Raw genomic sequence first — 15,021 nt, forward strand, 5'->3', positions numbered from 1 at the left:
GAAACAAAAGGGAAACTGACGCGAAACTGCGCGTCTTTAGTCTGAAGTGACAAGTCGCGGATGACGGTTCTGCGGCACATGCGAAAGGCCGCCAGTGACCGGACATACTTCCCCTTCAGAGAACCCGCGCCGCATTGTCGTCGCGGGCGGAGGCCCTGCGGCCCACCGTTTTGCCGATGCCATGCATACCCGCGGCCTCGAGGGCTGGCACGTCACGGTCCTGACCGAGGAAGCGCACCTTCCCTACGACCGGGTCACGCTGAGCAAGGCGCTCATCGAGGTGGACTACGACCTCACCCTCGGGCATGCATCGATGTGGGACCACGAAGCCCTGGACCTGCGGACTGGCGAGCGGGTAGTCAAGATCAACCCCGAAGCCAAGTCCGTGGAAACCGCCGCCGGCAACAGCTACGAATACGATGCACTCGTGGTCGCGACGGGTTCGAACGCCGCGCGCCTCCCGATCCCGGGCGCCGAACACACCCACGTCTACCGAACGCTGGAAGACGTCTGGGCCATCAACAAGGCGATCACCGAACTCACCGCGAAACTGGGACGCAGGATCAAAGCCGTCACAATCGGCGGCGGCCTCCTGGGCCTTGAATCGGCCGCCGGGACTGAGCGGCTTGGCGCCACCCCGATCGTCATCGACGGTGCGCCATGGCTGATGGCCACGCAGCTCGACGAAGGCGCTGGCCAGGCAATGGGCCGGCTCATCAAGGACAAAGGCTTCGAAATCCACGGCGGCGTGTTCCCCTCGGAAGTATTGTCCGACGACGGCCAGGTCACCGGCGTCCTCATGGCTGACGGCCGCATCATCGACGCCGACATCGTGATCGTCGCGATCGGGGTCAGGCCCCGCGACGAGCTCTTCCGTGCAGCGGAGGGTGAGGAGCAGGTCTTTACGATTGGCCCGCGCGGCGGTGTTGTCATTTCCGATGGTTGCGAAACCGAGATCCCGGGCATCTTCGCCATTGGTGAAGTCGCCAACTTCGATGGCATGTGCCTGGGGCTCGTGGCTCCGGCGAACACCATGGCTGAGATCGTGGCCGACCGGCTACACGGCGGCCAAGCGACGTTCCCGGGTTTCGACACCGCGACCAAGCTCAAGCTCTCCGGTGTGGACGTGGCCAGCTTCGGCGATGCGTTCGCCACAACCGAGCACTCCCTGGAGATCGTGTACGCCGACCCCGCCCGCGGCGTCTACCAGAAGATCGTCACCACCGACGATGCCAAGACCCTCCTCGGCGGGATCTTCGTCGGCGACGCCACCCCGTACATGAGCCTGCGCCCCCTGCTGGGCCGGGAACTGCCCGCCGAACCCGGCGCCTACCTCACCGCGGCCGGCGGCGGGGACGCCCCCGAGACCGAACTCCCGGATGACGCGATCCTGTGCTCCTGCAACAACGTGGCCGCAGGATCTATCCGGGACGCCGTCAACGCGTGCGGGACATGCGAAGGCAAGGAGCCGGTCCACGACGTGCCAGGCCTCAAGGCCTGCACCCGGGCCGGCACCCAGTGCGGTTCGTGCGTGCCGATGCTCAAGAAGCTCCTCGAAGGGGAACTAAAGAAGTCCGGCATCGAAGTCTCCAAGGCCCTGTGCGAGCACTTCGAGCTCTCCCGGCAGGAGCTCTTCGACGCCATCCGCGTGCTGGAGCTGACCTCCTTCGAGGACATCCTGGCCAAATACGGCACCGGCGCGGGCTGCGACATCTGCAAGCCCACCATCGCGTCCATCCTGGCCTCCCAGCATTCCGCGTACGTGCTCGACGCCGGCCGCGGCACCTTGCAGGACACCAACGACCGCGCACTGGCCAACATGCAAAAGGACGGCACCTACTCGGTGGTCCCCCGCATCCCGGGCGGGGAGATTACACCGGACAAGCTCGTGGTCATCGGGACGATCGCCAAGAAGTACGGCCTCTACACGAAGATCACCGGTGGGCAGCGGATCGACATGTTCGGGGCCCGCCTCGAACAGCTCCCGGAGATCTGGGGCGAGCTCATTGACGCAGGCATGGAATCCGGCCAGGCTTACGGCAAGAGCCTGCGCACCGTGAAATCCTGCGTGGGCTCCACGTGGTGCCGCTTCGGTGTGCTCGACTCTGTTTCCATGGCCATCAACCTCGAGCTGCGCTATCGGGGACTGCGCAGCCCGCACAAACTCAAAATGGGCGTGTCCGGCTGCGCCCGCGAATGCGCCGAAGCCCGTGGCAAGGACGTCGGCGTGATCGCGACTTCGGAAGGCTGGAACCTATACGTCGGCGGCAACGGCGGCGCGAACCCCGCCCACGCCCAGCTCCTTGCCGGCGGCTTGGACGACGAGACCCTGGTGAAGTACATCGACCGCTACTTCATGTACTACATCCGCACCGCCGACCGGCTTCAACGCACCGCCCGCTGGCAGGAAGAGCTCGACGGCGGCCTGGAGCACGTGCGCCAGGTGGTCGTCGAGGACTCGCTCGGCATCGCCGACGAGCTCGAGGCCGCCATGGCCAAGCACGTCGGGTCCTACGAGGACGAGTGGGCCGCGACCCTGAAGGACCCGGAACGGCTGCGCCGCTTCCGTTCCTTCGTCAACGCCCCCGAGCAGGAAGATGAGGCCATCGTCTTCGTCCCGGAACGCGGCCAGATCCGTCCGGCCACCAACGAAGAGAAGAGCGCCGTCTTGATTTCTTCCGCGAGCATCCCGGTCCGCGGAAGGGACTAAGGACGCACCTCGACGGCGAGCTACGGGGACGGGCGGGCTAAGGCGGCGGCGAGTGGTCGCCGCGGGCTCCGACCACGCCGCCTCGTAGCTCGCCGTCAGCGTTTTCCAGAAGCGCGCTCAAGCGCTCGACCTGCTCAGCCAGCCGGCGAATCTCCTGCTTCATGGGTTCCTCGGCGACTGTCGCGGCCGCCGCAGCTCCGGAAGAGACTTGTTCAACGAGCCAAGAGGCAACCGATGCGGTCACGACGCCCAGGACGGCGATTCCGCAAACCATCAAGCCGCCGGCAACGCAGCGTCCCACCACCGTCACCGGGTAGTGGTCCCCGTAGCCGACGGTGGTGATGGTGACCATCGCCCACCAGATGGCGTCGCCAAAGTTGGTGATGTTAGCGCCGGCGGCGTTCTCCTCCGCATCAAGCACGGCGAGCGCACCACAGTACGTCAGGAGGGCCGCGGACCCGAGGACGAAAGTGAGGATCCGGCCTCGCATGGCGTTCCCGGCTGTGCGATGAAGCAGCTTCAGGAGTGTCACGAGCCGCAACAACCTCAAGGGTCTGAGGACCGGTAGTGCCAGGATCAGCAATTCGTGCAGGTTCCGCACGAACCACTTGGCGCGCCGCCGCGCCAAGACGAGGCACATGGCGTAGTCCAGGGCAAACACCAGCCACGTGACCCAAATGATGGTGTCAACAACGGTGGATTGGGCCTCGCTGAGATTGGCGATCACCTGGAATGAATAGGCCACCAGGAACAGCACCGCTGCCGCCACCATGGGCCATTCGGAAACCTGCCGCCATCGTTCTTGGGTCATTGGTCGATATTAGCCACCTACCCTATTGACCGCGTTCACCTGCTGGCACCCGGCTGCCTCCCAGCAAACGTTCATCTCGCAGTAACCGGTACTGGCTAGGATCGAGCCCATGATTAATATGATCCAGGCCATCGTCATGGGCCTGCTGCAGGGAATCACCGAGCTCTTCCCGATTTCCAGCCTCGGCCACAGCGTCATCCTGCCCAAGCTCTTCGGTTGGGGCCTGGACCAGAAGGCGCCGGAATTCCTGAACTTCCTCATTGCCACCCACCTGGCTACAGCAATTGTGCTGTTCTTCTTCTTCCTCCGGGACTGGATTGAGATTGCCAAGGGCCTTGGCCGTTCCATCCGGGACAGGAAGATTGCTCCGTCAGACACGTATGCAAAGCTCGGCTGGCTCCTCGTGGTTGGAACCGTGCCTGCGGGAATCATCGGTTTGGTCCTGGAGAAGCCTATCCGGAACCTCTTCGGTTCCCCGCTGATCGCCGCGGCCTTCCTGGTGGTCAACGGTCTGGTCCTTTTCGGGGCCGAACGCTTGCGGACAAGGGACAGCCGCCGTGCCGCGGAGCAGCCGGCCACCGCAACGGCTTCCGACGCCGAAATCGCCACCCTGCCGTGGAAGCGCGCCTTGGCAATCGGAACGGCCCAGGCAGCCGCCCTGATCCCGGGCATCTCCCGCTCCGGTTCGTCCATGGCCGGCGGTTTGCTGTCCGGTCTGAACAACGAGAACGCCGCGCGCTTCAGCTTCCTGCTCGCCACGCCGATCATCGGCGCGGCCGCCGTGCTCAAGCTGCCTGACCTTTTCACTCCGGCCATGGCCGACGAGCGTGGCGTGTTCCTGGTGGGGGCGCTGTGCGCGGGTGTCGCCGCATGGTTCGCCACCAAGTTCCTGCTTCGCTTCTTCGAGACCCGGACCCTGACACCGTTTGCCATCTACTCGGTGGTCGGCGGAGCGATCTACTTCATTTTGATGCTCGTCATGGGCTAGGGTCCGCTAATGGCATCGAGCCAAGGCATTGAAACTGTCAGAGGCCCCGCATAGGGTTTTGTCTGTCTCCACCACCCACACATGAAACCGTGGAACAACCGCGGTAACGACACAGGAGAAAACATGCCCACGCCTGACATCACCCCCGGCTCACCTTGCTGGATCGACCTGATGACCTCGGACCCGGAGAAGGCAAAGTCCTTCTACAACACGCTCTTCGGCTGGACCTACGAGACCGGGGATCAGGAAAAGTACGGTGGCTACATCACCGCCTCGAAGGACGGCAAGATGGTGGCCGGGATCATGCAGAAGCAGGAAAACATGGGCCAGATGCCCGATGTCTGGTCCACTTACCTGCGGACTGACGACATCAAGGCCACCACCGAAGCAGCCCTCGCCAACGGCGGCCAGGTCTACATGGAACCCATGGAAGTTCCGGACCAGGGAACCATGGCCATGTACGCGGATTCCTCCGGAGCGGCCATCGGTGCCTGGCAGTTCGGCGAGATGAAGGGCTATCAGCTGGCTGCCGAAACAGGCGCACCGGCTTGGCACGAACTCTTCGCCAAGGAGTACGACTCGGCCGTTTCCTTCTACCAAAACGTCTTTGGTTGGGAAACCACCGTCGTGGGCGACACCCCGGAGTTCCGTTATACGACGCTCGGTGAGGGCGACAACTCCAAGGCAGGCATCATGGATGCCTCCGGTTTCCTCCCTGCCGAGGTGCCGTCCTACTGGGGCGTCTACTTCGCGGTGGACAAGGTCGATGACACCATCGAGCAGGCCGTCTCCCTGGGCGCCACCGTGGTCCAGGCGGCTGAGGACACCCCCTACGGCCGGATGGCCACCCTGACCGACCCGACGGGTGCGATCTTCAAACTCATCCAAAACCAGGCTGCATAAGCCCAACCGCCAGGCGCAGCCCGCTACCGCCAGAGAGCATGCTCTCCCCCGGTTCCGACGAGTGGACATATCAGGCTTATGTCCACTCGTCGGAACCGGCAGGGAGCATGCTCAGTCTTATTGGTGGAACATGCTCATTTTTGGAGCGGAAGGCCGAGCATGTCCCTGGCGATTTCGTCGGCGTCGCGGAGCGTCCGTTGGCCACTCCGATAGCCGCGACCATCGGAAGGCCGGGCCTCGGCGGCGATGGCCGTACCCCATTGCGTGGAAGAAAGCTGCAGGCCGAGGGCGTACATTCCCGGAGTCACGGAACCGTTGGCACCCACCACGCGGTACGGATGCGGCTGGACATCCAAGCCGGACGTCTGCACCGGCGTTCCCTCGGCAGTCATCATCACCTTGGGCCGCACCAATCCGTCGGCGAGCAACTGCCGCAGGAACGGAGAAACACTCACGCCTACCCGGTTCGCCGGGGACATGGCCTCAATAAGGATCCTGGCTTCCGCGGCGTCGTCGTGCACCCAAGCAGATACCGCCCGGAAGACGCGCTGGGAACGGTCGACGCTGAACCGCGGATCCGGGCCCACAAAACTCACGACGCCGGCACGCGCCAACGCGGCCAATTGTTCGGCGCGCAGCGCTGGAGGACCGCTCGCGAGCCCTTCAACGAAGGATTCGAACCAGCCGCGCAGCTCGCCCACCCACGATTCGTCAGTGATACCACCGTCGGCCACGGCGCTCTTCAGGATCGCCCGTCCGGTGTGCAACGCACCGATGGCCATCTTCACGGGATCCGACTCTCCCAGGGCGGAGCGGCGGGCGTCATCGTCCAGATAGTCCACGACGGCGGCGTCGAGTTCCTTCCTGGACGCGAAGGAATGCCCGGCCAAAGGCGCCGCGAGGCCCAGCAGGTCAAGGCGGCGCGACGCTGCAACATGGGTGGAGACCAACTCGGCGACATGGTTTTCCCAGCGCCCGGTGGCATGCGCGTGGGGCTGCAACAAGTCTTCGAGAGCGGCCAGGAATTCCGTCGCATCAGACACGGCCACGGGCTCGGCCACAACCAGCGTTGAGTAGTAGGCCCACAAGGCGTCGCGATGCAGGAGGGGCCAAAGGTCATGGTCGAAGCCAGGCTGGATACCGGCCGCGGCGAAGCGTTCCACCGCGCCCTCGGTCAGATACCGCAAGCGCACGGACTTGGGATAGTAACCGTCCAGCCCGGCCTTGGCCCGGTACGGAGTGCCGCGCCTGGATGCCGCAATGATCTTCGGTTCCTGGCCCGAAGGCAGGTACCTGAGCTTCCCATGGAGACCGCCTTCGGCCGGCACGAACTGTCCGCCGCGGCCTTCGGTCAGCTGGCCCATGACGTCGAAGAAATTCAGCCCCATGCCCCGGACCAGGACCGTCTCCCCCGCAGGGACCAACGCCCAGTCCACATCGGCCGGAGCGGCCGGCGGCACATATAGCAGCCCGAGCTCCGCTGCCACCTCCCTGAACGAACGCTGCTCCGGGTTGAGCCGGGACTCAAGGTGGCCCAGCGCGAGGACGAGGGAATCCACGGTGAGCCGAGCGCCGTCGTCGAGTTCGACGTCGAACCCTCCGCCCGCTGGCTTGCCCGGCGAACCGTCCGTCGGGCCTCCCGGCAGTGGATGCGCCGCCACGGCGTTGCTTCGGTGGAAGGCGATCTCCACTCCGGCCGGAACGCGGTCCAGCAGTTCCTCAAGAGTCGAACGGAGATACCGTCCGTAAAGGGCACGGCTGGGAAAGTCGTGGGAGGCGAGCACGGCGAGTTCGGCCCGTTCCTCGGAGCTCAGGCCTTGACCGCCGACGGACTGCTTCTCCGTCCGCCACTGCTCAAAAGAGCCCCCGGCGAGGGGCGGCGCGAGTTGCTCGTCCTCGGGAATCAGTGTGGGGTAGAAGGACTGCGTGTTCATGAGGTAGAGCCGGGACTGATCGGGCTGCCAGACGTGCCCGGGACCGGCCGGGTAGGGGTCCACGACGTCGATGTGCAGGGAGCGTGTGTGCGTTTCCGTCGCGGCCCAATTGGCGAGCAATCGCTCCAGCACACTGGTGCCGCGGGGACCTGCCCCGATCAGCCCAACCCGGATGTTCTGCGATTTACCCACGCCCAAGCCTAACTTCTTGTGACTTGCTTCCTGCTCAGACAGTCACTCTAGGATGAGGCATGACCACCACAGCAGCTGATCAAGCGCCCGCGCCCGACAACGAAACTGCCCAGGGTACCGCAATCGCCCCCGAACCTGTCGACGAGAATATCTGGCTCGAAGACATTCATGGCGAGGAACAGCTGGCCTGGGTGCGGGAGCAAAATGCCCGCACCGAAGACTTGCTCGACGACGCCGAATACACCGCGCTGGAAGCCGGAATCCTGGAGGTTCTGGACTCCACGGACAGGATCGCCATGGTCAACAAGCGCGGCGAGCACTACTACAACTTCTGGAAAGACCAGCAGAACCCCAAGGGCCTCTGGCGCCGGACCACGTGGGAAAGCTACCTCAGCGACGCCCCGGAATGGGACGTGCTGCTCGACATCGATGCGCTGGCCGCCGCCGAAGGCGAAGAATGGGTTTTCCACGGCGCCAACTTCCTGCGCCCGGCCAAAGGCGAACCGCACCGCCTCGCCATCGTCGCCCTCTCCCCCGACGGCGGCGACGCCAACCGCCACCGCGAGTTCGACGTCGAAACCCGCACCTTCGCGGACCCCGCCGCAGGCGGTTTCGACCTTTCGACCGCGAAGGGCAACGTGAGCTGGCTCGACGCCGACACCCTGCTGGTTGCCACGACCGCCGACGGAATGCCGAAAACCAGCTCGTCGTACGCGCGCACCGGTGTGAAGCTCCATCGTGGCCAATCCCTGGCCGAAGCCGAGCGGATCTTCGAGATCCCCGAAGACCACATGATGGCGCTCGTCGCCCGCGACTCCACCCCGGGCTTCGAACGCACTTTCGCGGTGGACTGGATCGACTTCTTCAACCGGACCACGTCCGTGCTGCGCGATGACGCGTGGCTGGCCATCGATGTGCCCACCGACGTGAACCTCAGTTCCCACCGCGAATGGCTCATGTTCCGTCCTCGGCAGGACTGGAACGTGGACGGAACCACCTATCCTTCCGGATCCCTTTTGGCCGCCGACTTTGAGGGCTACCTGTCCGGGACACGTGACTTCACGGTGCTTTTCACCCCGGATGAGCACACCTCCCTCCAGTCATGGAGTTGGACCCGGAACTACCTCCTCCTGAACCTGCTGCACGACGTCTCGTCCGAGATCAGGGTGCTCGACCCGGCCCGCAAGGACTCCACCGGCGGGTGGGCCTCGACTTTATTGGATGCGTGCCCGCCGCTCCACGATGTGAACGCCTACGCCGTCGACGACGAGGACGAAGCAGAAGGCGACGACGCCGGAAACGACTACTGGCTCGTCGCTACCGGCTTCACCACCCCCACGACGCTCATGCGCGGCACCCTGTCCCCGGGTGTGGCCAGTTACACGCTCGACGCAGGCCACGACGGCGGGGTGGCGAGCACGCACGCGGTAGTGAAGTCCTCGCCGTCGTTCTTCAACGAGGCGGACTACGAGGTCCAGCAGCACTTCGCCACCTCAGCGGACGGCACGCGCGTGCCCTATTTCCAGGTGGCGTCCAAAGGCCTGGACCTCGACGGCGAGAACCCAACGCAGCTATCTGGCTACGGCGGGTTCGAGGTCTCAAGGACCCCCGCCTACAGCGGAGCCATCGGGCGCGCCTGGCTGGAACGCCGGAGCGAAGGCATTGCGCCCGACGACGGTTCCGCACCGCATTCACGCGGCGGCGTCTACGTCGTAGCCAACATCCGCGGCGGCGGCGAGTACGGTCCGGCGTGGCACAGCGCTGCCTTGCAGGCGAATCGACACCGCGCGTTCGAGGACTTCGCCGCTGTGGCACGGCACCTCATTTCGCGGGGTGTCACCAGTCCGCGGAGGCTCGGCTGCGTGGGCGGCTCCAACGGCGGACTGCTGGTGGGCAACATGCTCACCCAGTACCCTGAGTTGTTCGGAGCCGTCTCCTGCGGTGTCCCCTTGCTGGACATGCGCCGTTACACCAAGCTTTCGGCCGGCTACTCTTGGATTGCCGAATACGGCGACCCCGACGTCCCGGAGCAGTGGGAGTACATCCGCACCTTCTCCCCGTACCACCTGCTGCGCGACGGAGTGGACTACCCGGAGACGTTCATCTGGACAGCCACCTCCGATGACCGGGTAGGCCCGGTCCAGGCACGGAAGATGGCCGCCCGGATGCAGGCAATGGGCATCCCGAACGTGTGGTTCCACGAAGCACTCGAAGGCGGTCACGCGGGAGCCTCGGACAACCGCCAGGCGGCCTCGCTCCAAGCCCGCAGCCAGCACTTCCTGTGGCGGGCGCTTGCGGGCAAGGACGGTTCACGGCACTAACGCCCTCAACGATGGAGCGCCCGACGGCGGCCCGCGTCGGGTCCGGCAGGCGGCGTGGCGGCGCCCGACGGCGGCCCGCGTCGGGTCCGGCAGGCGGTGGCGCGGCGCCCGACGGCGGCCCGCGTCCCCGTTTTGCACTGGGTGCCCAGTTCTGCGTATCCTTGGTTGGCTAGCAATAGCAACTGGAGACGTGCCAGAGCGGCCGAATGGGCTTCACTGCTAATGAAGTGTGGGGCACAACTCCACCGGGGGTTCAAATCCCCCCGTCTCCGCGTTTTGGCCCCGGTCCTTGGACCGGGGCCTTTTTGCGTTCCGGGGCCTTCAGCGTTCGGTTCTGGCGGGGAAGATTCATGTCTCCGACTCCTTGAATTCAGCTTGCGCCAATAGCCTCGTCCGGGTAACGGAGACCACCGACGAGGAGAGATTCATGCGTTCAATGACGAGATTCGCGATCGCGACGGTTGGGGCCGTCTTGCTGTCAACCACGTTGCTCACTCCGCCGGCACTGGCGGCCAATGACGGCAACACTTCAGGACAGAATGGCTCCAACGGCAACGGACACCAAGGCAATACCGAAGCCTTCAGCTTCGGCGTGATCGGCGATGTACCCTACGGTGCCGCTGAGATCCAAGCCTTCCCGTCCTACATCCAGGACCTCAACGCACACAAGGAACTGAGCTTTGTAGCACACGTGGGCGACATCAAGAACGGGTCATCCCAGTGCACGGACCAGTACTTCGAAGCCATCAAGAAGAACTTCGACAGCTTCACGGCTCCGCTCGTCTACACCCCGGGCGACAACGAGTGGACTGACTGCCACCGAACGAACAACGGCGCCTACAACCCCCTCGAAAGACTGGCCAAGGTTCGGGAAGTGTTCTTCCCGAAGCCAGGTGTCACGCTTGGTTCGCCGATGCAGGTGAAGTCACAGGCAAAGGAAGGCTTCCCGGAGAACGTCAGCTTCCGCAAGCATGAGGTCGCCTTCACTGCCGTCAACATTCCGGGCAGCGATAATTCGATGCTGCCTTGGACAGGACTTGGCCAGAGCCAGCCGACCGCCGCCCAAGTGGACGAGGTACAGCAGAGGACCGAAGCTGACATCCAGGAGTTGCGGGACACCTTCCGCAAGGCGCGGAACAACGGTGACCGGGCCGTCGTCGTGATGACGCAGGCGGACATGTTCGACCCGACAGTCGCAGCCCCTTCGCAGGCGGACTTTGGTGCTTTCAAGCCCCTGGTGCAGACCTTGATCGAGGAATCGAACTCGTTCGGCGGGCCGGTCTACCTGATCAACGGCGATAGCCACGTTTACAACCAAGACCACCCCCTTGCTGCCGGTTCCGCGTGGCTCTCCTTCTACGGGCAGGCCAGAGCAGCGAAGAACCTGACGCGAATCACCGTGGATGGATCCAACAATGCCAAGGACTGGCTCAAGGTCACGGTCAACCCCGAGGAAGCCACGAGCGTCATGTCGTTCGAGCGGGTCCCGTTCACGCACCCGGCTTCGTAGCTTTGCCCACAACACTGCGGCTGACTTCAGCTCCGGCGTGCCGGTGCAGCGTGAGGCTGTCCACTGTGCTCAAAAGCATCACAGCGGCCATGGCCAAGAAGGCGCCACGGTATGCCGAGGAAGGGCCATCGCCGAAGAGCGACACATGATCGAAGAGACGCAAGAAGAGCGCACCCACCGCAATACCCGCACCAGCGGCCAGTTGCACCAGGGTGGCTGACACTGCGTTGGCCGAAGGTAGCTCCCCTGGAACGATATCCGCATATTGCACGGAGGCGTACGCGGAAAATCCGATCGAACGGAAGGCCCCGCTGGCAAGCAGCAAGGCAAAAATCAGGGGCTCCGGAGTCCCTGCGTTGAGCGCTGCACAAGCGGCAAAGGTGACGGCCGAGGCGAAAGAGGCGAAGACCAACACCGGCTTGAAGCCGAATCGCCGAATGATGGGCGTCGTTGCGGGCTTGATGCCTATGTTGCCAATGAACACCGCTGCCACCATGGCACCGGATTTGAGTGGATCCCAGCCAAAGCCATCCTGGAACAACAGCGGCAGCAGAAAGGGCACCGAGCTGATGGTCAGGCGATAGACGAACCCTCCGGTTGACGTGGCCCGGAAAGTGCGCGTGGCGAAAACCCGGAGATCGAAGAGCGGAGCCCTGGCCTTGAGCATCCACCAGGCCGCTCCAGACAAAGCCAATGCTCCGGCCAGCAGCACTGCTGCCGGAACCGCGCCCGCGCCGTGACCGCCGACCCCTTCAAGACCCACCACAAGCGATCCGACGCCGAACGTGGTGAGCGTGAGGCCGAGCCAATCGAGCCGCCGGCCCGCATCGCCCCCCTTGCGCGGAACCAGCCTCAGGGCTGCAACGAACGCAGCAAGCCCCAACGGCACGTTGATGAGGAAGATCCAGTGCCAGGAAAGATACGTTGTGAAAGCTCCGCCAACGAGCGGCGCCAAAACGGGCGCCAGCAACCCTGGCCAGACAAGGAATGCCGTGGCGCGGAGAAGCTCCGACTTGGGCGTGCCCCGCAGCACCACGAGAGTGCCTACCGGCACCATCATGGCTCCGCCGGCCCCCTGTGCCACCCGGCTCAAGGTCAGCAGAGTGAGGTCCTGGCTGGCCGCGCACAGCACCGACGCCACCGTGAAGACGGCGATCGCCAGACAGAAGATCCGGCGTGCGCCAAATCGTTCTGCGAGCCAGCTACTGAGCGGAATTCCCATGGCCACAGTCACCAGGTAGGCGGTCATCGTGATGTTGACATCGGCCGAGACTACTTTGAAGTCGGCGGCGATGCTCGGCATGGCGGTTGTAAGGACTGTTCCGTCCAGGAACTCCATGAAGAAGGTGGCGGCAACCAGCAAGGCGAGCCGTGGCTGCCACTTGGATTCGGACAGGACGTCCGGGGCTGCGCCCGTCACGCCGCTTGGCCGAGGACAAGAGGCAACACCGATCCTGCTCCGGCTTGCCTGAGAGCGCGGCCGGCAACAGTCATGGTCCAGCGGCTGTCCGCAAGGTCATCGACCAGAAGGATGCCTTGGCCGCCGAGCGACGCAAGGTTCTGTCCAAGTTCCGAACCCACCACGAGGCGCTCCCAGACACCGGCCAGCCGGTAGGCGCTGTTGCCGCCGCGCCCGCCAGTTGGTCCGCCGTGCTGGAGTTCGAGGGCTCCCAAATAGGGCATCCGGCCGATTCCGGCTATGCCGCGGGCCAAGGACTCGACCAACGCCGGCTTATTCCTGGACGGGATGCTCACGACGGCTGCCGGACGCCCTTGGCCGCTCCACCCGGTGGATCGGCCGTCTCCGGCAGACCATTCGCGCAAAACCTGCACGCAAGCCTGCAACATGGCAGGTTCAACCTCGCGGTCAGCCGCACCGGCGGCAAAGAGCTCACGGAGGGCACCGCCCCAGCCGAGGTCGGTCAGGCGCGCCAACACGCGCCCTTCGGCCAGCAATTCCTCCGGTTTGATCTTGCCTTTCACCGCCACGCCCAGCCGGTCCATCCCGCTGGGCCATTGAAGCCGTGGCTCGAGCGCAAGGCCCGCCCGGCGAAGCGTCTGCCCGGCGGCGTCGGCGGCGGCTGCTGCCACGTCCGCCGGGAACCACCTGCCGGCGCAATTGTCGCAGCGGCCGCACGCACGCGCGGACTCGTCGTCCAGGACGGCGGTGATGTATTCCATGCGGCATCCGGCGGTGTCCTGGTAGATCACCATGGAATCCTGCTCGTCCACCCGGGCCTCGGCGATGCGGGCGTAGCGTTCGGCGTCATAGATCCACGGACGTCCCGTGGACTTCCAGCCACCGCCCACGCGCTCCACCGCTCCATCCACGGCCAGGACCTTCAGCAGGAGTTCCAAGGGAGTCCGGCGCAGGTCCACCCGCGCTTCGAGTGCCACGGTGGACAAGGCAGAGCCGGCTTCGGCCAAGACGGTAAGTACGGCGGCGGCCTTCTCCTCGGAGGGCATCGAAGCAGTGGCAAAGTACTGCCAGATCTCGCGGTCCTCGGATCCGGGAAGAAGGAGCACATCGGCGTTTGCGGCGCCACGACCGGCACGGCCGACCTGCTGGTAGTAGGCCACCGGCGATGAGGGGGCGCCAAGGTGGATGACGAATCCGAGATCCGGTTTGTCGAAGCCCATGCCGAGCGCCGAGGTGGCAACGAGCGCCTTCACCTGGTTGTCCTTGAGCAGTTGCTCGGCCCGTTCACGATCCGCGGGGTCCGTGCGCCCGGTGTAGGACAAAACGTTGTGGCCTGCCTCGGAGAGCAGCCGGGCGGTGTCTTCAGCGGCCGAAACGGTCAGGGTGTAGATGATTCCGCTGCCTGGCATGTCTGCCAGATGGGTCAGCAACCAGCCAAGGCGATCGCGCGAATCGGCGAGCTTCAAGACACCTAGCCGCAAGGACTCCCGGCCAAGCTGCCCGCGGATGGTCAGCACTCCGGCGCCGAGCTGCTCTTCGATGTCATGGACCACCCGGGAGTTTGCTGTGGCCGTGGTAGCCAGCACGGGAACACTCCCAGGCAGTTGCTCGATAAGATCGGAGATGCGCCGATAGTCGGGACGGAAATCGTGCCCCCAGTCCGAAATGCAGTGTGCCTCGTCAATCACCAGGAGGCCGGTGCGGCGGATGAGCTCGGGAAGCTGGTTCTCCCGGAACGAAGGATTGGTGAGCCGCTCCGGCGAAACCAGGAGAACGTCCACCTGGTCCGCGGCCAGTTGCTCCCGGACGTTGTCCCACTCAAGCTGATTGGCGGAATTGATCGCCACGGCCCGCACTCCGGCACGTGCGGCCGCTGCCACTTGGTCCCGCATCAGCGCGAGCAGGGGCGACACGATGAGGGTTGGCCCTGCGCCCCGGCGCCTCAACAACAACGACGAGACGAAGTACACGGCCGACTTGCCCCAGCCCGTCCGCTGCACCACCAAAGCCCGCCGTCCGGCGTCGACGAGGGCCTCAATCGCCTCATACTGGCCGTCGTGGAATCGGGCGTCTGCATTTCCCACAAGCTCCTTCAGTACTTCAAGGGCCTGCAGCCGGGTGGTGGACTGTTCTGCTGCGAGTAGGGCAGCATCCGGGTTGTTGGGCATGGCTTCAGTATTCCAGCACCCGCAGACAGCCAGAACCCGGAACGTCATCTATGTGGACAAGCGT

At 64.7% G+C, this 15,021-nt stretch carries 9 protein-coding genes and 1 tRNA gene; 6 read left to right on the top strand and 4 right to left on the bottom strand.

Going from position 1 to position 15,021, the window contains the following annotated elements; translation table 11 throughout:
- The first annotated feature begins 94 nt into the window (after nt 1–94).
- A complete protein-coding gene (gene nirB, locus AC3WJM_RS15860) occupies nt 95–2,710 on the top strand; it encodes a nitrite reductase large subunit NirB (protein WP_492272325.1) in 2,616 nt (871 codons plus the stop codon).
- A 37-nt stretch (nt 2,711–2,747) separates the two neighbouring features.
- Here nirB and AC3WJM_RS15865 read toward each other — a convergent pair whose 3' ends face one another.
- Complete coding sequence (locus tag AC3WJM_RS15865; RefSeq protein ID WP_059388637.1) at nt 2,748–3,521, bottom strand: potassium channel family protein; 774 nt, start codon at nt 3,519–3,521, stop codon at nt 2,748–2,750.
- Nucleotides 3,522–3,630: 109 nt separating this feature from the next.
- Here AC3WJM_RS15865 and AC3WJM_RS15870 point away from each other — a divergent pair, with 109 nt between their 5' ends.
- Nucleotides 3,631–4,509 carry an undecaprenyl-diphosphate phosphatase gene (locus tag AC3WJM_RS15870; protein ID WP_284988775.1) on the top strand — a complete coding sequence of 293 codons (879 nt, stop codon included), beginning with the start codon at nt 3,631–3,633 and terminating at the stop codon, nt 4,507–4,509.
- Between the two features lie 123 nt (nt 4,510–4,632).
- Entirely contained in the window at nt 4,633–5,412 is a 780-nt protein-coding gene (locus tag AC3WJM_RS15875; protein ID WP_059388636.1) for a VOC family protein, read from the top strand.
- Nucleotides 5,413–5,546: 134 nt separating this feature from the next.
- On the opposite strand, the gene AC3WJM_RS15880 is transcribed toward AC3WJM_RS15875, so the two are convergent.
- Nucleotides 5,547–7,538 (bottom strand): FAD/NAD(P)-binding protein, encoded by a 1,992-nt coding sequence (locus tag AC3WJM_RS15880; protein WP_492272326.1) that lies wholly within the window; start codon nt 7,536–7,538, stop codon nt 5,547–5,549.
- A gap of 59 nt (nt 7,539–7,597) precedes the next feature.
- On the opposite strand from AC3WJM_RS15880, the gene AC3WJM_RS15885 reads away from it, so the two are divergent.
- The 3 genes from AC3WJM_RS15885 to AC3WJM_RS15895 all read left to right on the top strand — a co-directional run bounded on the left by AC3WJM_RS15885 (nt 7,598) and on the right by AC3WJM_RS15895 (nt 11,369).
- Nucleotides 7,598–9,859, top strand: coding sequence for a prolyl oligopeptidase family serine peptidase (locus AC3WJM_RS15885; RefSeq protein WP_492272327.1), 2,262 nt, complete (start codon nt 7,598–7,600; stop codon nt 9,857–9,859).
- Between the two features lie 184 nt (nt 9,860–10,043).
- Nucleotides 10,044–10,131 (top strand) — tRNA-Ser (locus AC3WJM_RS15890).
- 155 nt (nt 10,132–10,286) lie between these two features.
- A complete protein-coding gene (locus tag AC3WJM_RS15895; protein WP_492272328.1) occupies nt 10,287–11,369 on the top strand; it encodes a hypothetical protein in 1,083 nt (360 codons plus the stop codon).
- Here AC3WJM_RS15895 and AC3WJM_RS15900 read toward each other — a convergent pair.
- Complete coding sequence (locus AC3WJM_RS15900) at nt 11,350–12,789, bottom strand: MFS transporter (RefSeq protein ID WP_492272329.1); 1,440 nt, start codon at nt 12,787–12,789, stop codon at nt 11,350–11,352. The two genes, AC3WJM_RS15895 and AC3WJM_RS15900, sit on opposite strands and share 20 nt — an antisense overlap.
- Nucleotides 12,786–14,957, bottom strand: coding sequence for a RecQ family ATP-dependent DNA helicase (locus AC3WJM_RS15905; protein ID WP_284988770.1), 2,172 nt, complete (start codon nt 14,955–14,957; stop codon nt 12,786–12,788). Before AC3WJM_RS15905 ends, AC3WJM_RS15900 begins: the two co-directional genes overlap by 4 nt.
- Nucleotides 14,958–15,021 lie beyond the last annotated feature (64 nt).

Source organism: Arthrobacter sp. FW306-1B-G06A (assembly GCF_058781765.1).